The following is a 19,386-nucleotide window of genomic DNA, read 5'->3' as shown; positions in this document are numbered from 1 at the left end:
TACAGTAGATCATGGCCGACGGTGACCTTCACGTCCCGTCTCTCTCGTCGTCGATTCGGTTGGTCGGCGAGGAGGAGACGACGATCGACGGCGCCGCGCTCGCCGCTCTCCCGCTGGAGGAGCGCGAGTGCGAGATCGTCTGTGCGACCGGCGACCGGTACACCGAACCGTGGTACGGCGTTCCGGTGCTCGAGGTGCTCGAGCGGGCGTCGGTACCGCCCGAGACGACTCATCTGCTCGTCGAATCGGCCGACGGCTACCGAGCCTGCGTCGCCGTCGACACGGCGCTCGAGGGGCTACTTGCGCTGGGCAAGAACGGCCGACCGCTCGCGGATGCGGGCGACTACGAGACGCGGTTCGTCGCGGTCGGGGCGGACGGGCCGCGGACCGTGAAGGACGTCGCGCGGATCGAGGCCCTGACGCTCGAGCCGGGGGCGGATCCGGAGGCGTACGAAATCGGTGTCGCACCGGATCCCGATTCGGAGGGCGAGTCCGACCCTCCGGTGCCCGACGACGCCTCGTAAGGAAAGACGGGCTCGAGACGCGACGCCCTCGTTCGACCGGGGCCAGCGCATGTAAGCCGAATTACCATCCCACGGCCGGGCAAACCCACGCTCATGTCTATGGAAACGTATCGGCTCGAGGTGCGCGAGACCGACGAACCGGGGCTCGACGCCGACGTGTACGACTCCGATGACACGGTCGCGGTATCGACGTACGTCTCCTACGACGATTACGACCTCGAGCCGCCGGCCTCTGGCTCGAGCGACGGCCAGCGGACGTATACCGAGCAGATCACGGCCGACGTGACGACGATCGATCTCCAGTACGAACGGGACGACGCCGGCTTCGTCTTCCGGCTGCTCGGCGACAGGGACGAACTGACGAGCGTTCGGATCGACGCCGAGGAGTAACGTGGCGTCGATTCGAGCGTCGAATCGCCGATAGCCGTCGCTAGTCGCGGCGTGAAACCGAAAAACGCGGTGTGTGTTCGCTCGCTACGTTACAGGTTTTCGCCGAGCCACGCGGCGAAGTCCCCGGTCAGGAACCCGTAGTAGTCCCACGCGTTCAGCGCAACCACGGCGACCAGCGCGATGATGACCGGGATCCGAAGGAGCCAGATCCACGCGACGCCCAGCGATCCGATATTCGAGATGCCCTTCCCGAGTTCGTCGAGCGCGAGGTCCGGAATGACCCACCCGATGAAAATCGAGAGGAGGAGTCCGCCGAGGACGAGCAACACGCCGTTGGCGAACAGGTCGTAGACGTCGATGAAGATGATGTCGAGCGCGGCGGGAACGCCGACGACGAACATTGCGGTGCCGAGCATCGCCGTCGCCGGAACCCGCCCGATGCCGTGTTCGTCGATCAGGTAGGAAGTGACGACCTCCATGATACTGATCGCACTCGAGAGGGCGGCGATCGAGACCACGGCGAAGAAGATCGCACCCAGAACGCCGCCGAACGGCAACTCGGCGAACGCCGCCGCGAGGCTGATGAAGATCAGCGCCGGACCGGATTCGCCGGCGGGGATGCCCGCGGTGAAGAGGATCGGGAACGCGATCAGGCCGGCGGTAAACGCAATGCCGGTGTCGAGGAACGCGATGATCCCGGCGTCTTCGGCGAGGTTTCGATCCTCACCGAGGTAGGAAGCGTACGTGATCATCACGCCCATCCCGAGCGACAGCGTGAAGAACGCCTGCGCGGCGGCCGCCGGCAGGATCGACGTCCAGTTGGACGCGATCGCGCCGAAGTCCGGCGAGAGGTAGTACGCGTACGCCTCACCCGCTCCCTCGAGGGTGAACGCGTAGATGGCGAGCCCGACCAGCAGCGCGATGATGGCCGGCACCATCACCTTGACCGAGAGCTCGATCCCGCGCTCGATACCGAACGCGACGATGGCGATGACTGCCACCATGAAAATCGCGTGGAAGACGACGGCGTCGAGGCCGCTCGCGATGCCCACGAACTGTTCTGCGGCCCCGTCGGCCGTGTATTGACCCTGCAGTCCGAGCAAGACGTATCGGACGGTCCAGCCGGCGACGACGCTGTAGTACGAGAGGATGATGAATCCGGCCGTGACGAAGACCCATCCTATTTTCGTCCAGACCCCTGTCCCGATACGTTTGAGCGCGCCGACCGGGTTGCGCTCAGTGTGGCGTCCGACGACGAACTCGACGAGGATAACGGGGAATCCGATTCCGAGGATCAACAGCAAGTAGACGACGAGGAACGCGGCCCCGCCGTACTCACCTACCTGGTACGGGAACCGCCAGATGTTCCCCAGTCCGACTGCGCTTCCAACCGCGGCAAGGATGAACCCTGCCCTCGTTGCCCATGATTCGCGTTGTGCCATACCGATTGGTTTGAAAGAGCCATCATATAACTTTTCGTGGTTTCACGAAGTGAGAGACGACTGCTGGGCCCGGATTTCGACCGGTATAGCGGCTAAAATTGCGCACCGGTCGGGTTACATTACATTTATATTTTATATCAACGCGGTCCGTCGGGACTGCGAAACCGGTCACCTCGAGCAGTGATAAACCGTGAAGGTGTTACGGAATCCTTTTCCTGTTGGTCATCACAACAGGGCGTATGATACCGACAGGGGTGTTTCGAGCGTGACGATGGAAGACCGCATCGACGAACTCGAGGAGCTCCGCGAGGAGGCCGAGCTGGGCGGCGGCGAGGAGCGCATCCAGAAGCAACACGATAAGGGGAAGATGACCGCCCGCGAGCGGATCGACTACTTCCTCGACGAGGGCACCTTCACGGAGTTCGACCAGCTCCGAACCCACCAGACGAGCCAGTTCGGCATGGAGGAGCGGAAGATCCCCGGCGACGGCGTCGTCACGGGCTACGGTGAGGTCAACGGCCGCACCGTCTTCGTCTTCGCCCACGATTTCACGGTCTTCGGCGGCTCGCTGGGCGAAGTTTTCGCCGAGAAGATCTGCAAGGTCATGGACATGGCGATGGAAGTCGGCGCCCCCGTCGTCGGCCTCAACGACTCCGCCGGCGCCCGCATTCAGGAGGGCGTCAAGAGCCTCGCCGGCTTCACCGAGATCTTCCGCCGCAACCAGGAAGCCAGCGGCGTCATCCCCCAGATCTCGGGGATCATGGGCCCCTGCGCCGGCGGCGCGGTCTACTCGCCCTCGATTACGGACTTCATCTTCATGGTGCAGGACACGAGCCACATGTACATCACCGGGCCGGGCGTCACCAAGACCGTCACCGGCGAGGAGGTCACCCACGAGGAACTCGGCGGCGCGATGACCCACGCCGGCAAGACCGGCGTCGCCCAGTTCGCCTGCGAGAGCGAGGAACAGGCCTTGGACGACATCAAACGACTGCTCTCCTATCTTCCGCAGAACAACGTCGAGGACCCGCCCCGCGTCGAGCCGTGGGACGACCCCGACCGCCGCGACGAGAAGCTCAACGACATCGTCCCGCCGAGCCCGCAGAAGCCCTACGACATGATCGACGTCATCGATTCCGTCGTCGACGAGGGCTCGTTCTTCGAGGTCGCGGAGAACTTCGCGAAGGAACTGGTCGTCGGGTTCGGCCGCCTCGACGGGCGCTCGGTCGGCATCGTCGCCAACCAGCCCCGCGTCAACGCCGGGACGCTGACCGTCGACTCCTCGATGAAGGGCTCGCGGTTCGTCCGCTTCTGTGACTCCTTCAACATCCCGATCGTCACCTTCGTCGACGTTCCCGGCTACATGCCCGGCACCGACCAGGAGCACCGCGGGATCATCCGCCACGGCGCGAAGCTGCTGTACGCCTACGCCGAGGCGACCGTTCCCCTCCTCACGGTCATCACCCGGAAGGCCTACGGCGGCGCCTACTGCGTCATGGCCTCGAAGAACCTCGGGGCCGACGTCAACTACGCCTGGCCGACCGCCGAGATCGCCGTCATGGGCCCCCAGGGCGCGGTCAACATCCTCTACCGCGACGAACTCGAGGAGGCCGAGAATCCCGACGAACTGCGGGACGAGCTCATCGAGGAGTACCGCGAGGAGTTCGCCAACCCGTACACCGCAACGGACAAGGGCTTCCTCGACGACGTGATCGTCCCCACCGAGACCCGGCCGCGGCTGATCGACGACCTCGAGATGCTCGAGACCAAGCGCGAGTCGAACCCGGACAAGAAACACGGCAACATCCCGCTGTAACGATCGATCACTATGGCATCACAGAAACAGCCGAACGCAACCGAGTCCGAGGCGGCTGAGCCCGCAGCGGACGGTCGACCCGCCGGCGAGGGGCCCGACGTGGCGGCGGTCCTCTCGGACGTCGAACTCGATATCCCGGAGACGGCTGACGAGGAGGAGGCGGCCGCGATCGCCGCGGCGGTCGGCGCGCATCTCCACGACCACGCCCTCGCGGTCGCCGCGGCGGCCGCGAGCGAGGAAGAGACGTGGGACGACAAACGCTGGGCCTTCAGCGGCCGGCTGCGCGCCCAGCAGCACCGCTACGCCCGCGTCCCCCGCGAGGCGCCGACGAACGCGTGGTCGGCCGCCGGACGGACGGATCGGTTCTGACCCGCTGCCCCCTGCGATCGCGTCCCCGCGTCCCCGTTCTGATCGCGACTTACGACCGTTCGGCAACCAACGCGATCGCCCGTAGCTGATCCTCGTACCGCCCGAAAACCCGTCGTAGCGACCGCGCTCGCTGTCGCGCCTGCGGCTTCCGGAGTAGATTGTATCCGATCCGCAGCGCGCCCAGCAGGCCCTCGTCGGCGAGCACTCGCCGCGGCTCGAGCAGCGCCATCGGCTTGACGGCCTGCCACGTCACGGTGAATCCCGCGGACTCGAGGCGATCGACCCAGCCGGATTCGGACAGCGGTTGCGGGTGGACGTTGGCCACCTGTGCCGCCTCCCGTCGGATCCGAGCCGCCGTCTCGTCGTCGACGCCGTCCGCGAGGGCGAGTTCGTGGATGCCGTACCGGCCGCCGGGTCGCAGCAGTCGGTGCGCTTCCTCGAGGATCGCTCTCTTTCCGCCGTCGGGCTGCATCGTCAACATTGCTTCGCCGTAGACAGCGTCGGCGCTCTCGCGAGGGAGATCGGTGTCGGCGGCGTTTCCGACGCGGATTTCAGGTGCAGGCTGATCGATGCCGTCGAGTGTCTCCCGAAGCCGCGCCGCCCGCTCGCGGTCCAGTTCGATTCCCGTGTACGAGTTCGGGTTTCGAGCGAGCGCGAGCCGTGCAGTCGCTCCGATGCCGGGCGCGAACTCGACGACGTCGTCTTCGGACGTGATCGAAAGCGTGCCGAGCAATTCGCGGGTCAACGCCTCGCCACCGGGACGGAGCGTTCGCTTTCCGACGGCGGCGAGCAACTCGTGTGCCGGCTGGTCGGCGATCGGTGTCGACTCTCGAGTCATTGCGGGTGTCTCCGGCGTCGCTCTCTCGAGCACCGCTGCGGCCGTCCGGAACGTCGCTGCCGTCGCCGTATCGCCGTTGTCCCGAACATGCTCGTAACGCAGTGAGACTCACTACTGTAATAGAACGGCGGCGAGTCGCCGCTCGAGACTAACGACCGACAGATCTTGCGAAGGACAGAAAACGCCGGTCCTGAGAAGCGTCGGGCTCTCTGTCCGTGAGTATGGGAATGACGTATGAATAGTGAAGCGGCGAACCGACGTTCCCGGAGGCTCGCGCACTCCAGTACTTGCCGGAACGCAGGCGGGCTTAACTTCCGTGTTCGGGATGGGTACGGGTGTTTCCCCGCCGCTGTGGCCGCTTCAATGCCGACCCGCGGAGTCGAACCGCGGTACAGCCACCGTCGGTTTCCGCGTTCAATCCGTTGTTTCCAGTCCGTGGACGTAATGATTTCGTTTCGAAACGACTGCGTGAACACGACCCAGTCTGTGCCCGGGCCCGGTCGGATTCGTGCTCAGTTGTGGGCCGAGTACGCGGCCCACACTCGAGCGACGGCCCTCGAGAGTGATGCATTTGCGTGCGAGACGGTCTCAGTGAACCGATCGGTTGCGAAAAAGTAAGGTAGTCGCCTCGCAACTGTTTGTACAGAAATGTTCAGGAAGGTCCTGGTGGCGAACCGCGGCGAGATCGCCGTCAGAGTCATGCGCGCGTGCGAGGAACTGAACGTTGGGACGGTCGCGATATACTCGGAGGCGGACAAGAACGCCGGACACGTCCGCTACGCCGACGAAGCGTACAACGTCGGACCGGCCCGCGCGGCCGACTCGTACCTCGATCACGAGGCCGTTATCGAGGCCGCGCGCAAGGCCGACGCCGACGCGATCCACCCCGGCTACGGCTTCCTCGCGGAGAACGCCGAGTTCGCCCGCAAGGTCGAGAACGCGGACGGCATCACCTGGATCGGACCTTCCAGCGACGCCATGGAGTCGCTCGGCGAGAAGACGAAGGCCCGGACGATCATGGACGAGGCCGACGTCCCCATCGTCCCCGGGACCACCGATCCCGTCACCGACCCCGAGGAGGTCAAGGCGTTCGGCGAGGAGTACGGCTACCCCATCGCCATCAAGGCCGAAGGCGGCGGCGGCGGCCGCGGCATGAAGGTCGTCCGCTCCGAGGACGAGGTCGAAGACCAACTCGAGAGCGCCAAACGCGAGGGAGAGGCCTACTTCGACAACGACTCGGTCTACCTCGAGCGCTACCTCGAGCAGCCCCGCCACATCGAGGTCCAGATTCTGGCCGACGAGCACGGCAACGTGCGCCACCTCGGCGAGCGCGACTGTTCGCTGCAGCGCCGCCACCAGAAGGTCATCGAGGAGGGGCCGTCTGCCGCGCTGACGGACGAACTTCGGGAGAAGATCGGCGAGGCCGCCCGCCGCGGGGTCGCCGCCGCCGATTACACCAACGCCGGTACCGTCGAGTTCCTCGTCGAGGAGGAGCCCGGCCGCGACGGCCCGCTGGGGCCGGACGCGAACTTCTACTTCCTCGAGGTCAACACCCGGATTCAGGTCGAACACACCGTCACCGAGGAGATCACGGGCTACGACATCGTCAAGCGCCAGATTCGGATTGCGGCCGGCGAGGAGATCGACTTCGAGCAGGACGACGTCACTTTCGACGGCCACGCGATGGAGTTCCGGATCAACGCCGAGAACGCGGCGAACGACTTCGCGCCCGCGACCGGCGGCACCCTCGAGACCTACGATCCGCCGGGCGGCATCGGCGTCCGCTTAGACGACGCCCTCCGGCAGGGCGACGAACTCGTCACCGACTACGACTCGATGATCGCCAAACTCGTCGTCTGGGGCGAGGACCGCGACGAGTGCATCGAGCGCTCGCTGCGCGCCCTCCGGGAGTACGAAATCGCGGGCATTCCGACGATCATCCCCTTCCACCGGCTGATGCTGACCGACGAGGAGTTCGTCGCCAGTACGCACACGACGAAGTATCTCGACGAGGAGATGGATCCGGAGCGAATCGAGGAAGCCCAACAGCAGTGGGGCGGCGACACCGGCGACGGCGGTGACGGCGAGGACGAGGAGTCCGTCGAGCGCGAGTTCACCGTCGAGGTCAACGGCAAGCGCTTCGAGGTCGAACTCGAGGAGCACGGCGCGCCGGCGATTCCGACCGGCGACGTCGAGGCCGGCGGCGGCCAGGGCCAGCCCCCGCAGCCGGCCGGCGGGTCCAGCGGCGGCGGCGCCGAGGTCGCCGGCGAGGGCGAAACCGTCGACGCCGAGATGCAGGGGACGATCCTCGACATCGAGGTCGAGGAGGGTGACGAGGTCGCGGCCGGCGACGTGCTGGTCGTCCTCGAGGCGATGAAGATGGAAAACGACATCGTCGCCTCCAAGGGCGGGACGGTCGTCGAAATCCCGGTCGAAGAGGACCAGAGCGTCGACATGGGCGATACGCTGGTCGTCCTCGAGTAGCGTCGGTCGCTCCCGGAGTCTGCATTCGTGGCAGACGCCAGCCGGAACGTGTTCGGCTGAACGCTGAACTTGCTTCGTTCGGAAGACGGAGGTGCACGCGATATCGACGACCTACCCCTGCGAGCGGTCGACGGCGTCCGGACTCGTCTGCACGTGGTGCTGGCTCCGTCTTTGACCCATACCGATATCGCGTGCACGGTCGGAAGCCACGTACCGATCGGTTCGATCGTGCGGTCGGTGCGTCGATGTGCCGACTCCACTCTAGAGCCATCGTCTTCCGCCGGTCGGCCCAACTCTGCGATCGACGGGCTCGAGACCCGTCACCGGTGGTTGTTCAGTCAGTCCGGGCCGACCCCGCGGTTCACGTTCGATCTTTTGTCCCGACACCGATCGTTTACGTAGCCGGCCGTCCGCTCGGTCTCGAGCCCGGCGAACTGAGTGTGCGGTCAGTCGCCCGAGGCCTGCCGTTCGAGCGTCGACGCGTCCTCCCACGGCAGCGGGCCGTCGTACGCGTCGGGAACGTAGGGACAGAGCGGATCGCTGGCCAGCGGATTTCCGGTGTGGGCGTAGGCCCGCGAGCGGCTCCCGCCGCAGACGTGGCGATACGGACAGGAACCGCACTTCCCCTCGAGATTGTCGCGATCGCGTAGCGATTGGAACAGCGCCGAGTCGCGGTAGACGTCGGGCAGCGGTTCGTCGCGGACGTTACCGGCGGATTCCGGCAGGAAGCCGGAGGGGAAGACCTCGCCGGTGTGGCTCACGAACGCGAAGCCGTCGCCGGCGATGATGCCGGTTCGGCGGCCGATGCCGTCGCCGTCGTCGGATTTGGGACCGCCGGGACCGGGACCGGTACCTGAACCGGGGCCGGGTCGACCGCCGCCGCTCGAGCCGTCGGTCGCTCGCTGCATCGCGACCCGCCGGTACTGGGGCGCCTCGGTCGTCTTGACGCCGAACGGCTCCTCGTCGCTGACGTCGTTCAACCAGCCCATCACCGCGTCGGCCTCGTCGGGATCGATCGGCTCGAGCACGCGGCCGCGGCCGACGGGGACGAGGAAGAAGACGCTCCACAAGACTGCGCCGAGGTCGCGCAGTAGATCCCTGATTTCGGGGAGTTCGCCGACGGTCTGGCGACAGACGGTCGTGTTGACCTGCACCGGGAGGCCGGCCGCGCGGGCGTCCTCGACGGCGCGGACGGTTTCTTCGAAGCTGCCGTCTTCGCCGCGGAACTCGTCGTGGGTTCCGGCCGACGCGCCGTCGAAACTCACGGCCATCCGCTTGAGGCCGGCGTCGGCCAGCGCCTCGATCCGGTCGGCGGTCAGCGAGTGGGTCCCGCTCGGCGTGATCGTCATCCGGAGGCCGAGGTCGGTGCCGTAGTCGACCAACTCCTCGATGTCGTCCCGGACGAGCGGATCGCCGCCCGAGAGGACGACTAACTGCCCCTCGCCGAACTCGGCGGCGTCCTCGAGCAGGCGCTTGCCTTCGGCCGTCGAGAGTTCGTCGGGGTGGCGTTTCTCCTGTGCGTCGGCCCGGCAGTGGTCGCAGGCGAGCGCGCAGGCCTGGGTGACCTCCCAGATGAGAACGAACGGCCGCTCCGACGTATCGACGTGACCAGGTCTCATTGCGCGGTACTTGCGAGCGACCGAAGGAAAGCCGCGCTCTCGTTCTCACGGGCCGGGAAGACGCGAACGCGTTCGCCCGATCGGCGAGGTGTTCCCAACCGCTGGGAGTTTGGGGAACGATCTTCGTCCGCGTTTCGTACCGTCGAGTATGGTCGAGAAGGCGCGCCGTTCGAAGGTCGAATACGATGACTCCGACGCTCCGATCCCGCAGTGGGAGGTCTTCGTCCGCGACGAGGAGTCCGATCCGCTGCGCCACGTCGGCAGCGTCGCCGCCGAGAACCCGACGGATGCCCACGAGCAGGCTTCGAAGCTGTTCGGCTGGTATTCGGTCGATCTCTGGGTCTGTCCGGCCGACGAGGTCGTTCGGTTTTCCACGGACGGGGACGCCGATGCGGATGCCGCGGATTCGGGAGCGGACGCTGACGCGGACGGCGGCGGAACGGACGGCGGGAGCGAGGAACCGCGCGTCTATAAGGAAACGGCAGGAGCGTCCGACATAAACAGCCTGTGATCGGTGACTCACGACCGTCGACCGACGAGTACGTCTGGTGATCGCCGGCGCGATAGTACCCGTTGACCGTCGGTCAACCGCTACTATTCAATTCGTATATCAGTCCTGAACGCTGATATTCCGCGTATAACAATGCCGGTTCTCTCCGGAGAACCGATAATGCGCTCCGTCTCGCTGTCGAACGTGGCCGCCGATCGCACCGCCGTCTCGTCCGTCGTCGGCGTTCTCCTTCTGATCGCGATCACCGTCGTCCTGGCCGGCGTCGTTCACACGTTCGCGTTCAGTCTCGCGGACGACAATCTCCAGACGTATCCGACGGCCGGGGTTTCGATCGATGCCGATGCGGACTGTACCGACGAGAAGGCGACGGGGCTCGTCGCGACCCACGTCGCCGGCGACTCGATCCCCGCGGACGAACTCTATCTCGAGTCCGTCGGCGAGAACCCCGAACTTTCGGGCTCGTGGGCCACACCGGACGGGTACTCGACCGCAGGTGTCGACGACGGAACGGTGAGCGCGGGCGATACTGCGACCGTCTGCGCCAAGGACGACGACCTCGAGGAGACAACGGTGCAGGTCGTCTGGCAGGCGGATTCGGGCGCCCGGTCCCTCGTCTTGGCCGAGTGGGACGGCAGCTAAGCTCGAGTCAGCTACGCGACTCGTCGCGTCTCAGGTCTCAATCCTGGACGTGCGCGCGAGTCACGTGGCCGCCGCAGCCACACTGATCGACGTACTCGAGGTCGATTCCATCGAACGCGGCCTCGAGTTCGCCCCAGAGGTACGTTTCGGGGTGGCCGTGGTCGCCGTGGGTCACGAGGTTGACGTGGTAGCCGCTCGCGGTCGCCTCGATGGCGTCTTTGGCCTGCTCGACGACGAGGTCGCGGTCGGCCGCATGCTGGGGCTGCTCGAGGTTCGCGGACCACGAGTTCTCGTGATCGCGCCGCGTCACCGGTTCGACGTCGCTGACGTCTTCGGCCATACGGCAGTGTCGGCCCTCGAGAGAGCTAAGGGCTGAGCCGAACCTGTTCGGCCGGCGAGTTCACGATCCGCCGGTCAACAGCAGAACATGAACGGGTAGATCAGCGCCACGCGATCGCCGTCCTCGAGTTCCGTCTGGAATCCGTCCAGCAGTTCGTTGAACTTCCCGTTGACGCAGACGCGAGCGTACGTGCGCGTCTGTTCGCCTTCGGGGTTCTTGCGCCAGGTCCCCGGTAGTTCCTCCGGCGGCTCCGCCCAGCCGTGGGCCGTCGCCTCCTCCTCGGTTTCGGCGATCAGCAGCTCCTCGACGTCGTAGTCCTCGAAGAAGGTCTCGAGGAAGGCCTGCAACTGCGTTCCCTCGAAGGTAAACTCGAGTTCGTGGGTGCCGACGGCTTCGCGGACGTGGCCGGTACAGCGGACGGTGACGGTGGTGGTTTCGGCGGCAGACTCTGCAGCGCGGTCGGAATCAGTCGTCTGATCGTGGGTAGCTTCGGCCGTCATACCCGTTCGTACGACGGTGCAAAGCGAAAACCCGACTCCGAACGTGTTCGGGAGTAATCGAACGACGATCGGGGCCAAACGATCGCGTATGAACCGGATGCCTGGCGGGTTACGGACCGATCAGCAACCGCCGATGGCGATTCCGTTTCGCCACTTCGTGCTCGCGCTGGCGTTTCTCGTCGCCGGCGTCGTCGGCGGAACGGCCCTGACCGTCACGACGCTGCCCGGGCTCTCTACCCTCGCGTTCGTCCACGTCGTCCTGCTGGGGTGGATCGCCGTGACGATCATGGGCGCGATGACCCAGTTCGTCCCCGTCTGGTCGGGCGTTTCGATCCACTCGAGACGGCTCGCCGTCGCCCAACTGTGGCTCGTCGTCGTCGGCCTGCTGGGTTTTGTCGGCGTCCTGCTCGCGGGCGAACTCGCGTGGCTGCCGGTCGTCGCCGCGCCGATCCTGCTCGGGATCTGGCTGTTCGTCTACAACGTCGGGCGGACGCTGCTCGAGGCGCGGCCGCTCGAGTTCACCGAGCGCCACTTCGCGATCGCGCTCGCGTGTTTCGCCCTCGTCGCACCGCTGGGCTACCTGCTCGCGGTCGATTTCACGCGCCCGGCGTTCGACGCGGTGGCGCTCGTTCGCGGCGACGTCCGGTTGCTCCACGCCACGCTCGCGCTGTACGGCGCCGTGCTCGCCACCGTCGTCGGCGCGCTGCTGCAGCTCACGAAGATGTTCGCCCAGTGGGACCTCGGAGCGCTCGAGGGTCGACTGCTCCAACTCGAGCAGGCCCTCTTTCCGACCGGCCTCCTCGTGTTCGCGGTCGGCCGCGCCGCCGGGACTGACCTCGTCGCGCAGGTCGGCGCGATGGCCCTGCTGGCCGGCCTCGTCGCGTTCACAGTGGTCATCGTCCGCGCGCTCGCGGGGTCAACCGCTGAGCGCTCGCCGATGACCGACCGCTACTGGGTCGTCGTCGCCTCGCTGTACGCGTGGACGTTCCTGACGGTTCCCGCGTGGTGGCTCGAGCCGACCGGCGAGACGGTGTTCGGTCACCCCGACGCGGCCAACATCTTACTCTTCGGCGTCTTCGGCTTCGTCGTCGTCGGCTCGCTCTACCACATCGTTCCATTCATCATCTGGCACGAGCGCTACAGCGACCGGCTGGGCTTCGAGCAGGTGCCGATGATCGACGACCTCTACGACGACCGCCTCGAGCGAGCTGACTTCGCGCTCACGGTCGTCGCGCTCGTCGGACTCGCGAGCGCGGCGCTGTTCGATCTGCCGTCGACTGTCACGGTCGGGAGCGCAGTCCTCGGAACCGCCGGCGTCGTCCTGTTCGTCTCGAACGTGCTGCTGACCATCCACACGCACGGGCCGAACGGACTCGCCGGCGTCCTCATGACCGACGACCGGCTCGAGTCCGACGAGGGCGGAGAGGAACTCGAGTCCGCGGAGGGCGGCGTCGGCGAGGTCGGCGACTGAAGCCGCTACTCGAGCCGAATCAGCGAGTGAATCTGGTCGTACCGGATGCTTCCCGCCTCGAGCGGTTGCCCGTCGAGTTCGAGGTAGCCGGGCTCGAGTCCAGTGACTTTCCCCTCGTGCTCGGGGTCGTCGGAGCCGGTCCGGTCGGCTTCCCAGATCTGGACGACGTCGCCGACGTCGACGTGTTCCTGCACGAGTGCCTTCGCTCGCGAGTCGTCGGCGTCGGGCGGAATAGTAAGTTCGGTCATCGTTCCGGTCCACGGCGGCCACGGGGGTAAGCACCGTCGCGTCAGGTGACGGGCGCTTTTGTAGGCCGCGGCTGGATCAGGTCAGGGTTCGCTCGCGATCCCTGTGGGCTCACTCCCACTGCGTCGAGATATACAGCAGCGCGATCAGACAGAGGATCACGATGACGAACAGCGCGACCGTCATCACGAACGGGTTGAGCATAGCGGCCGTTCGAAGCGGCCGATGAAAGTGCTGTCGGTCGCCTGACGAACGACGAGGTTCGTCGCTCTCCATCGACTACCGACGGCCGTCGCCTGTCCCCGTCACGACAGTTTTTGTACGATCCGGACGAACTATCGGCAATGAAAGTCATCAAGGACAGCGTCCACGACCACCTCCAGGTCGAGGCCGTCGCGCGGGACCTCCTCGATACGCCGCCAGTCCAGCGGCTCCGGGGCATCCGCCAACTCGGTACCGTCTCGCTCGTCTACCCCTCCGCGAACCACACCCGCTTCGAGCACAGCCTCGGGGTCTATCACCTCGCCTGCAAGGCCCTCGAGCAACTCAACGTCGAGGGCACGCAGGCCGAACGCGTTCAGGCCGCCGCCCTGCTGCACGACGTCGGCCACGGACCGTTCAGCCACAACCTCGAGCCGCTGACCCACCGACGGACGGGCCGGTACCACGACGACGTCGACCACCTGATCGCGGACGGCGCGGTCGGCGACGTCCTTCGGGACCACGACTTAGAACCCGAGCGGATCGCCGGCCTGATCGCCGGCGAGGGCCGGTTCGGCCAGCTCGTCTCGGGCGAGCTCGACGTCGACCGGATGGACTACCTCGTGCGGGACGCCCACCACACCGGCGTCCCCTACGGGACGATCGACCACGAGCGGCTGGTTCGGGAACTGACCTTCGTCGACGGCGAACTCGTGCTCGACGAGGGCAACGTCCAGGCCGCCGAGAGCCTGCTGGTCGCGCGGGCGCTGATGAACCCGACCGTCTACAGCCACAGCGTCGCCCGGATCAGCAAGGCGATGCTCCGCCGGGCGGCCGAACGCCTGCTCGAGCGGACCGACACGGACGCCGAGGCCCTCCAGCGGATGGACGACGCCGACCTGGTCGTCGCCCTGCGCTCCTGTGAGGACACCCAGGAGTTCTCCCGCCGGCTGGACGAACGGGACCTGTTCAAGCGAGCCGTGTGGGCCGAAATCGACGACGTGCCCGGCGGCGTCATCGAGAGCGACCACGAGTCGGTCCGCGAGTTCGAGCGCGAAATCGCCGACCGCGCCGAGGTCGAACAGGAGTGCGTGATTCTCGATATCCCGAGCCGCCCGTCGATGACGGAGTCGACGACGCGCGTGATGGTCAACGGCGACATCCGCCGGCTGGGCCAGCAGTCGCCGCTCGTGGAGGCCCTGCGCGCAGCCCAGTACTCGCAGTGGCGCCTCGGCGTCTACTCGCCGCCCGAAATGCGCGAGCGGGTCGGCCGGGCCGCCGTCGATGTGCTCGGGCTGGACATCGAGGGCGCGCTGGTCAGCGAGGTTCGCGACGGGATGGACACGACGCTGGATCAGTTCGTCGACGACTAACGGCAGAGAACAGAGAATTCGAACGTCAGGAGCGCAGCGATTCGATCCGCTCGAGCGTATCCGCGTCCTCGGGTTCCTTATCCGAGCGAACCGCCAAAAAGCGCGGGAAGCGCAGCGCGTACCCCGACGAGTAGGTCGGCGAGGTCTGGATCTCCTCGTAGCCCACCTCGAAGACGACTGCCGGCTCGAGGTCGACGTCTTGGCCGTCTTCGGCGGCGACGTGGGGCTCGAGCAGCTCGGTGAGTTCGGCGAGTTTCTCGTCCGTGATGCCGGTCGCGACCTTCCCAACTGTTTCCAGGTCGTCGCCGTCACGGATCGAGAGCTCGAAGGTCCCGAGGAAGTTCGCACGGCGACCTTCACCCCACTCGGCGCCGGTGACGACGCAGTCCAGCGTCTCGACGTCGGGTTTGCGCTTGCGCCAGTGTTTCCCACGTCGGCCCGGCGAGTACGCCGAATCGGGGTTTTTGAGCATGATCCCCTCGTGGCCTGCCTCGAGGGCGTCGGCGTCGATCGCCTCGATCTCGTCGGGGTCGTCGGCGGTCCAGAGCAGGGAGAGGCCCTCCACGTCGGTTTCGTCTTCGTCCTCCGGCGCATCGTCGTCCGCCAGCACCGCCCGCAGCTGGTCGTGTCGGGTCGTCAGCGGCTCCTCGAGCAGGTCCTCGCCGCCGGCGTGCAGACAGTCGAAGAAGACCGGCCGGACGGTGACCTCCTCGCGGGCCTTCTCGACGTCGTGCTTGCGGCGGAACCGCTTGAGCACCTCCTGGAAGGGGAGCGGGCTGCCGTCGTCGTCGACGGCGACGACCTCGCCGTCCAGGATGACCGGGTCCTCGAGGGTCTCGTCGGCGTACTCGAGAACTTCGGGGAGGGCGTCGGTGACTTCCTCCATGTTTCGGGAGAAGACGCGGGTCTCGCCGTCGGCGGAGTGGTGCAACTGGATCCGCGCGCCGTCGTACTTCCACTCGACGGCGGCTTCCTCCCACTCATCCAAGGCGTCGGTGACGGTTCCCGCCTGCGCGAGCATCGCCTGGACTGGGCGGCCGATCTCGAGGTCGATCGCGTCCAGTCCCGCGACGCCCTCGTCGCGGGCGACGCGAGCCACCTCGCCGTAGTCGTTCGAGACCTGTAGCGCGCGCTCGACGCTGTCTTCGGGGACGTCGAAGGCTTCAGCAACGGCGTCGCGGACGGTCCCCTCGCCGACGCCGATGCGCATCTCCGAGAGGACGAGCCGCGCGAGGTAGCGGGCCTCCTCGCTCGAGCAGCGGTTAAAGAGACCGAAGAGGAGGTCGACCTTGCGATCCTGGCTGCCCGACCCTTCGGCGGCCGCGAGGTCGGCGAGAGTGTCGTAGACCTCGCGGACGGTGAGGTCGTCCCCGCTCCCGTCGTCACCGCCGGTGAACGCGCCCAGTCCCTGCTGGCCGCCGAAGTCGTAACTTGCCGCCACGTCGCCGATCTCGCCCATTTCGGCGAGCCGGTCCTCGACGTCGTCGGCGTCGACGTTCGTCCCGGCTGCGCGGGCGATCGCCTCGTAACACGCGCTCGGGCCGATATCGAGCGTCGTCGAGTCCCACGCGGGGAAGACCCGGCCCTGCACGAATCGGGCGACGATCTCGAGGTCGGCTTCCGCGTCCTCGAGCAGGTCGGTGACGTGGGCGACGATCTCGAGGTCCGCGGGCTCGGCTTCGATCGCGGCGGCGCGGTCGGCGAACGTGGCGAACTGCATCGGCGGAGTCTATCGTCGGCGGGAGTAAAACGGTTCTGAGACGCTATCGATAATGTAACTGAATCGCGGGTCTGGCGGTGTGTTCGTTCGGTTACCCTCGATCATTGTCCGCCGGATGCCGTGGTGTCTTCCGATAACCGCGCTTCCAGTGTGGTCGCAAGCGCCCGGATGCGGGACGAGTACGAATTGGAGTCGGGAAGCGTGTGGACGGGGAAGCGACGATCGACGACGTTCGAGAGAGTAGTAGCTACGATATATGACAGGTATTCATCGGGTAGCGCCACCCGTATAAGTCAGCTCAATCATCACTTGGCCGAAGATTTCATACTCGAATGCGGGAGAGTTTCCGTGTCTAAATGGATGCATCACTCTCTGTGAAGACGGACGACGTGTCGGATCAACGAGGCCAGGTGGGTATTGGGACGCTTATCGTGTTTATCGCGATGGTACTAGTTTCGGCGATCGCTGCGGGTGTGTTGATCGATACAGCCGGTTCTCTCCAGACTCAGGCGGAAGCTACTGGTGAAGAGAGTACGGCGCAGGTATCCGACCATCTACAAGTAGTGTCGGCCGCCGGTGAGACTGGGAGGAACGACTACATCGAATCCATAGCTGATAGCGATGCGGACGAAATTTATCGAGTCGGGTTACGAGTCAAGAAAAGCCCCGGGGCTGGAAATATCGACCTCAATAGTACGATAATAGAGTATGCCGATAGTGATCACAGTATATTAACTCATTATGACACGAACGGGTTCGATGCAAACGGATTGCCGACTGAAGTGAACGCAACAAACGGTTCGGACAACGTTTTCTTCACACGATCGATCAAAGGCGACGATAATACGGTGCTCGACGAACGGGGAGACGAAATCGAGATCGTCATTCTCTTAGGAACGGTTACGAAATCGAGCGATTTCGTCTACGACGACGATCTCGAACAACCGACTCCGATATCCGACGATGGAGAAGCGGAGTTGACGATTACGACCGGTTCGGGGGCTCAAACGATCGAAGTGTTGCGGCCGCCACATACTCTCATAGAGCAAAAAGCCGTTCAACTCTAGGAGTGCGAATCGCTACTCGAGAGATCGTTCGGTTCCAGACGATCGGTCTTCCGAGCCGATTTTTCGACTGTAACGAACGCGGTGTGCGGGCTCTCTCCCCCTCACGCCGGACCGTATTCCGACGTGAACGTTCCGATTCTATCTGATCGGTGAATCGCTCGAACGTCGCCAGTCCGGTTCGGATCGCAGCCGTATCGGTTCGTCGAGGGCGGCTTTAAAGACCGTTGCGTCCGCACTCTCGAGTAGAACAATGCCCGAGGAGGAACTCGCGTCGCGGGTCGCCGACGTCCTGTCGGTCGACGCCGAGACGTATCAAACGCAGGCCGCGGCAGACGCCGAGGTCATCAAAGAGGGGGTCGAGAACGGCGTCTTCGACAACCCGCAGGCGATCGTCGGCCTCGAGTACGAGTTCTACGCGGTCAAGGACGACGACTGCGCGCTCCGGCGGGTGCCCCGGCGGCTGCTCGAGCTCATCGGGTTCGAGAAGGAACTCGGGTTGCACAACGCGGAGATGACGACCAGCCCGCAGCCGCTGAACGCCGACGGGATCCTCGCCCAGGAGTCGGAGGTCAAATCTCGGCTGCGAACGGCGCTGACCGTCTCCGAGTCGGAGGGGATGCGACTGGTCAGCGACGGGCTCTGGACGATCCCGCCGGAGGGCGAGGACGCGGCGACGTACCTGACGGACAGCGTCGAGCGAACGGCGACCGCCGAGGACGGCAGCGAGCGCGCGATCCGCGTCGCGACGAACATGAGCGACTCGGCGCGCTACCACGCGATGGCCAACACCGACCAGGCCCAGGCTGCGGGGATGCGCATCGAGGCACCTCACGTTTCCCTGCAGGCCGACACCGTCATGCCCGAGAGCCTCATCACGTCGATCCAGCCCCACTATCAGGTGCCCCACGCGCCCGACCTCCCGGACTACTTCAACTACGCGCTGCGGATCGCGGGCCCTCTCCTCGCGCTCGGCGTTAACTCACCCTTCTTCCCGCCGGATCTGTACGACGAGGACGCGACACCCGAGGAGATCCTCGCAGACGGCTGGATGGAACACCGGATCAGCGTCTTCGAGACCGTCCTGAACGATCCCACCACCGGCGAGGGGAAGGTCCGGTTCCCCCGCGATCTGGAGACCGTCGACGAAGCGATCGACCGCGTCGCGACCGACGACACGATCGTTCCGATGCCCGTCGAGAAGGGCGAGCGGTTCGACGACCAGTTCCCCCACTTCCGGCGCAAGCACGGTACCTACTGGCGGTGGGTTCGCCCGGTCTTCGGCGGCCCGACCCGTTCGGCGGCCAACGCTCGCATCGAGTTCCGGCCGATCCCCGCCCAGCCGACCGTCCGCGACGGCACCGCCTTCCTCGCCGCCTTCGCCGGCCTGCTCCAGAGTCTCACCCGCCTCGAGCACCCCGTCCGGGAACTCGACTGGCCGGTCGCACGCGAGAACTTCTACGCCGCGATGGTCGACGGTCTCGAGGCCGACCTGACCTGGATCACCAACGACGGCAAGGAGACGACCGATACCCTCGAACTCTACGAGGACCTGCTGGCCCACGCCGAGGACGGGCTGACGAACCGCGGCCTGAACGAGGAAGAGGCCGCGAAGTACCTCTATCCGCTCCGGCGGCGGGTTCGACAGGGCGTCACGCCCGCGAGTTGGAAACGCGAGCAAGTTCGCGCCGAACTCGAGGACGGCGCGAGCCTCGCCGACGCCATCACGACGATGCAGCGGCGGTACGTCGACCGCCAGCGCGAGACCCTGCTCGAGGGGAGTTTCGCGGACTGGATCGGCGACTGAAGCGGGCCGCCGGCTCGGGCCCGTGCGGGAAC

18 protein-coding genes and 1 rRNA gene are annotated in these 19,386 nt (G+C 65.9%); 11 read left to right on the top strand and 8 right to left on the bottom strand.

The window, feature by feature from the left end; genetic code table 11:
• The first annotated feature begins 11 nt into the window (after positions 1–11).
• Together ATJ93_RS03415 and ATJ93_RS03410 are read left to right on the top strand one after the other, a co-directional pair.
• On the top strand, positions 12–524 hold the full coding sequence (locus ATJ93_RS03415) for a molybdopterin-dependent oxidoreductase (RefSeq protein WP_120243213.1): 513 nt from the start codon (positions 12–14) through the stop codon (positions 522–524).
• Between the two features lie 93 nt (positions 525–617).
• Positions 618–914, top strand: a complete 297-nt coding sequence (locus tag ATJ93_RS03410; RefSeq protein ID WP_120243212.1) for a hypothetical protein — start codon at positions 618–620, stop codon at positions 912–914.
• Between the two features lie 89 nt (positions 915–1,003).
• On the opposite strand, the gene ATJ93_RS03405 is transcribed toward ATJ93_RS03410, so the two are convergent.
• A complete protein-coding gene (locus ATJ93_RS03405) occupies positions 1,004–2,356 on the bottom strand; it encodes a sodium-dependent transporter (protein ID WP_120243211.1) in 1,353 nt (450 codons plus the stop codon).
• Positions 2,357–2,627: 271 nt separating this feature from the next.
• On the opposite strand from ATJ93_RS03405, the gene ATJ93_RS03400 reads away from it, so the two are divergent.
• Positions 2,628–4,172 (top strand): acyl-CoA carboxylase subunit beta, encoded by a 1,545-nt coding sequence (locus ATJ93_RS03400; protein WP_120243210.1) that lies wholly within the window; start codon positions 2,628–2,630, stop codon positions 4,170–4,172.
• 12 nt (positions 4,173–4,184) lie between these two features.
• Positions 4,185–4,541: a hypothetical protein gene (locus tag ATJ93_RS03395; RefSeq protein ID WP_120243209.1), complete on the top strand. Its 357-nt coding sequence runs from the start codon at positions 4,185–4,187 to the stop codon at positions 4,539–4,541.
• 49 nt (positions 4,542–4,590) lie between these two features.
• Here the strand turns inward: ATJ93_RS03395 and ATJ93_RS03390 are convergent, their stop codons facing one another.
• Both ATJ93_RS03390 and rrf read right to left on the bottom strand, forming a co-directional pair.
• Complete coding sequence (locus tag ATJ93_RS03390; RefSeq protein ID WP_120243208.1) at positions 4,591–5,379, bottom strand: class I SAM-dependent methyltransferase; 789 nt, start codon at positions 5,377–5,379, stop codon at positions 4,591–4,593.
• Positions 5,380–5,620: 241 nt separating this feature from the next.
• Positions 5,621–5,742 (bottom strand): 5S ribosomal RNA (gene rrf, locus ATJ93_RS03385).
• A gap of 285 nt (positions 5,743–6,027) precedes the next feature.
• On the opposite strand from rrf, the gene ATJ93_RS03380 reads away from it, so the two are divergent.
• Complete coding sequence (locus ATJ93_RS03380) at positions 6,028–7,863, top strand: acetyl-CoA carboxylase biotin carboxylase subunit (protein WP_120243207.1); 1,836 nt, start codon at positions 6,028–6,030, stop codon at positions 7,861–7,863.
• A gap of 446 nt (positions 7,864–8,309) precedes the next feature.
• Here the strand turns inward: ATJ93_RS03380 and ATJ93_RS03375 are convergent, their stop codons facing one another.
• Positions 8,310–9,482 (bottom strand): TIGR04053 family radical SAM/SPASM domain-containing protein, encoded by a 1,173-nt coding sequence (locus ATJ93_RS03375; protein ID WP_120243206.1) that lies wholly within the window; start codon positions 9,480–9,482, stop codon positions 8,310–8,312.
• Positions 9,483–9,630: 148 nt separating this feature from the next.
• On the opposite strand from ATJ93_RS03375, the gene ATJ93_RS03370 reads away from it, so the two are divergent.
• Complete coding sequence (locus ATJ93_RS03370; RefSeq protein WP_120243205.1) at positions 9,631–9,993, top strand: Htur_1727 family rSAM-partnered candidate RiPP; 363 nt, start codon at positions 9,631–9,633, stop codon at positions 9,991–9,993.
• 159 nt (positions 9,994–10,152) lie between these two features.
• The gene (locus ATJ93_RS03365) at positions 10,153–10,632 is read left to right on the top strand and encodes a type IV pilin (protein ID WP_170155506.1); all 480 of its coding nucleotides are present in this window, start codon (positions 10,153–10,155) and stop codon (positions 10,630–10,632) included.
• A 37-nt stretch (positions 10,633–10,669) separates the two neighbouring features.
• Here ATJ93_RS03365 and ATJ93_RS03360 read toward each other — a convergent pair whose 3' ends face one another.
• On the bottom strand, positions 10,670–10,972 hold the full coding sequence (locus ATJ93_RS03360; RefSeq protein ID WP_120243203.1) for a CGCGG family putative rSAM-modified RiPP protein: 303 nt from the start codon (positions 10,970–10,972) through the stop codon (positions 10,670–10,672).
• Positions 10,973–11,046: 74 nt separating this feature from the next.
• Positions 11,047–11,472 (bottom strand): MoaD/ThiS family protein, encoded by a 426-nt coding sequence (locus tag ATJ93_RS03355; protein WP_120243202.1) that lies wholly within the window; start codon positions 11,470–11,472, stop codon positions 11,047–11,049.
• Positions 11,473–11,560: 88 nt separating this feature from the next.
• On the opposite strand from ATJ93_RS03355, the gene ATJ93_RS03350 reads away from it, so the two are divergent.
• Positions 11,561–12,943 carry a heme-copper oxidase family protein gene (locus tag ATJ93_RS03350; RefSeq protein WP_211334020.1) on the top strand — a complete coding sequence of 461 codons (1,383 nt, stop codon included), beginning with the start codon at positions 11,561–11,563 and terminating at the stop codon, positions 12,941–12,943.
• 5 nt (positions 12,944–12,948) lie between these two features.
• On the opposite strand, the gene ATJ93_RS03345 is transcribed toward ATJ93_RS03350, so the two are convergent.
• Complete coding sequence (locus tag ATJ93_RS03345) at positions 12,949–13,191, bottom strand: hypothetical protein (protein ID WP_120243201.1); 243 nt, start codon at positions 13,189–13,191, stop codon at positions 12,949–12,951.
• 342 nt (positions 13,192–13,533) lie between these two features.
• Here ATJ93_RS03345 and ATJ93_RS03340 point away from each other — a divergent pair, with 342 nt between their 5' ends.
• Positions 13,534–14,763, top strand: coding sequence for an HD domain-containing protein (locus ATJ93_RS03340; RefSeq protein ID WP_120243200.1), 1,230 nt, complete (start codon positions 13,534–13,536; stop codon positions 14,761–14,763).
• A 25-nt stretch (positions 14,764–14,788) separates the two neighbouring features.
• On the opposite strand, the gene ligA is transcribed toward ATJ93_RS03340, so the two are convergent.
• Positions 14,789–16,483 carry an ATP-dependent DNA ligase LigA gene (gene ligA / locus ATJ93_RS03335; protein ID WP_120243199.1) on the bottom strand — a complete coding sequence of 565 codons (1,695 nt, stop codon included), beginning with the start codon at positions 16,481–16,483 and terminating at the stop codon, positions 14,789–14,791.
• A 374-nt stretch (positions 16,484–16,857) separates the two neighbouring features.
• Between ligA and ATJ93_RS03330 the strand changes: the two genes are divergently transcribed.
• Together ATJ93_RS03330 and ATJ93_RS03325 are read left to right on the top strand one after the other, a co-directional pair.
• Complete coding sequence (locus ATJ93_RS03330; RefSeq protein ID WP_211334019.1) at positions 16,858–17,550, top strand: archaellin/type IV pilin N-terminal domain-containing protein; 693 nt, start codon at positions 16,858–16,860, stop codon at positions 17,548–17,550.
• Positions 17,551–17,800: 250 nt separating this feature from the next.
• On the top strand, positions 17,801–19,354 hold the full coding sequence (locus ATJ93_RS03325; protein ID WP_120243197.1) for a glutamate--cysteine ligase family protein: 1,554 nt from the start codon (positions 17,801–17,803) through the stop codon (positions 19,352–19,354).
• Positions 19,355–19,386 lie beyond the last annotated feature (32 nt).

The organism is Halopiger aswanensis, from assembly GCF_003610195.1.
GTDB classification, from domain to species: Archaea; Halobacteriota; Halobacteria; order Halobacteriales; family Natrialbaceae; genus Halopiger; species Halopiger aswanensis.
Note: the sequence above shows the minus strand (reverse complement) of the source record. Positions and strands in the feature narration are given on the sequence as shown.

What these genes read in the sequence shown, in the direction of transcription:
- ATJ93_RS03345 (WP_120243201.1), bottom strand. Translation starts at nt 13,191, where the DNA reads ATGACCGAACTTACTATTCCGCCCGACGCCGACGACTCGCGAGCGAAG.
- ATJ93_RS03370 (WP_120243205.1), top strand. Translation starts at nt 9,631, where the DNA reads ATGGTCGAGAAGGCGCGCCGTTCGAAGGTCGAATACGATGACTCCGAC.
- ATJ93_RS03375 (WP_120243206.1), bottom strand. Translation starts at nt 9,482, where the DNA reads ATGAGACCTGGTCACGTCGATACGTCGGAGCGGCCGTTCGTTCTCATC.
- ATJ93_RS03395 (WP_120243209.1), top strand. Translation starts at nt 4,185, where the DNA reads ATGGCATCACAGAAACAGCCGAACGCAACCGAGTCCGAGGCGGCTGAG.
- ATJ93_RS03355 (WP_120243202.1), bottom strand. Translation starts at nt 11,472, where the DNA reads ATGACGGCCGAAGCTACCCACGATCAGACGACTGATTCCGACCGCGCT.
- ATJ93_RS03390 (WP_120243208.1), bottom strand. Translation starts at nt 5,379, where the DNA reads ATGACTCGAGAGTCGACACCGATCGCCGACCAGCCGGCACACGAGTTG.
- ATJ93_RS03380 (WP_120243207.1), top strand. Translation starts at nt 6,028, where the DNA reads ATGTTCAGGAAGGTCCTGGTGGCGAACCGCGGCGAGATCGCCGTCAGA.
- ATJ93_RS03325 (WP_120243197.1), top strand. Translation starts at nt 17,801, where the DNA reads ATGCCCGAGGAGGAACTCGCGTCGCGGGTCGCCGACGTCCTGTCGGTC.
- ATJ93_RS03340 (WP_120243200.1), top strand. Translation starts at nt 13,534, where the DNA reads ATGAAAGTCATCAAGGACAGCGTCCACGACCACCTCCAGGTCGAGGCC.
- ligA (WP_120243199.1), bottom strand. Translation starts at nt 16,483, where the DNA reads ATGCAGTTCGCCACGTTCGCCGACCGCGCCGCCGCGATCGAAGCCGAG.
- ATJ93_RS03400 (WP_120243210.1), top strand. Translation starts at nt 2,628, where the DNA reads ATGGAAGACCGCATCGACGAACTCGAGGAGCTCCGCGAGGAGGCCGAG.
- ATJ93_RS03365 (WP_170155506.1), top strand. Translation starts at nt 10,153, where the DNA reads ATGCGCTCCGTCTCGCTGTCGAACGTGGCCGCCGATCGCACCGCCGTC.
- ATJ93_RS03360 (WP_120243203.1), bottom strand. Translation starts at nt 10,972, where the DNA reads ATGGCCGAAGACGTCAGCGACGTCGAACCGGTGACGCGGCGCGATCAC.
- ATJ93_RS03415 (WP_120243213.1), top strand. Translation starts at nt 12, where the DNA reads ATGGCCGACGGTGACCTTCACGTCCCGTCTCTCTCGTCGTCGATTCGG.
- ATJ93_RS03405 (WP_120243211.1), bottom strand. Translation starts at nt 2,356, where the DNA reads ATGGCACAACGCGAATCATGGGCAACGAGGGCAGGGTTCATCCTTGCC.
- ATJ93_RS03350 (WP_211334020.1), top strand. Translation starts at nt 11,561, where the DNA reads ATGAACCGGATGCCTGGCGGGTTACGGACCGATCAGCAACCGCCGATG.
- ATJ93_RS03410 (WP_120243212.1), top strand. Translation starts at nt 618, where the DNA reads ATGTCTATGGAAACGTATCGGCTCGAGGTGCGCGAGACCGACGAACCG.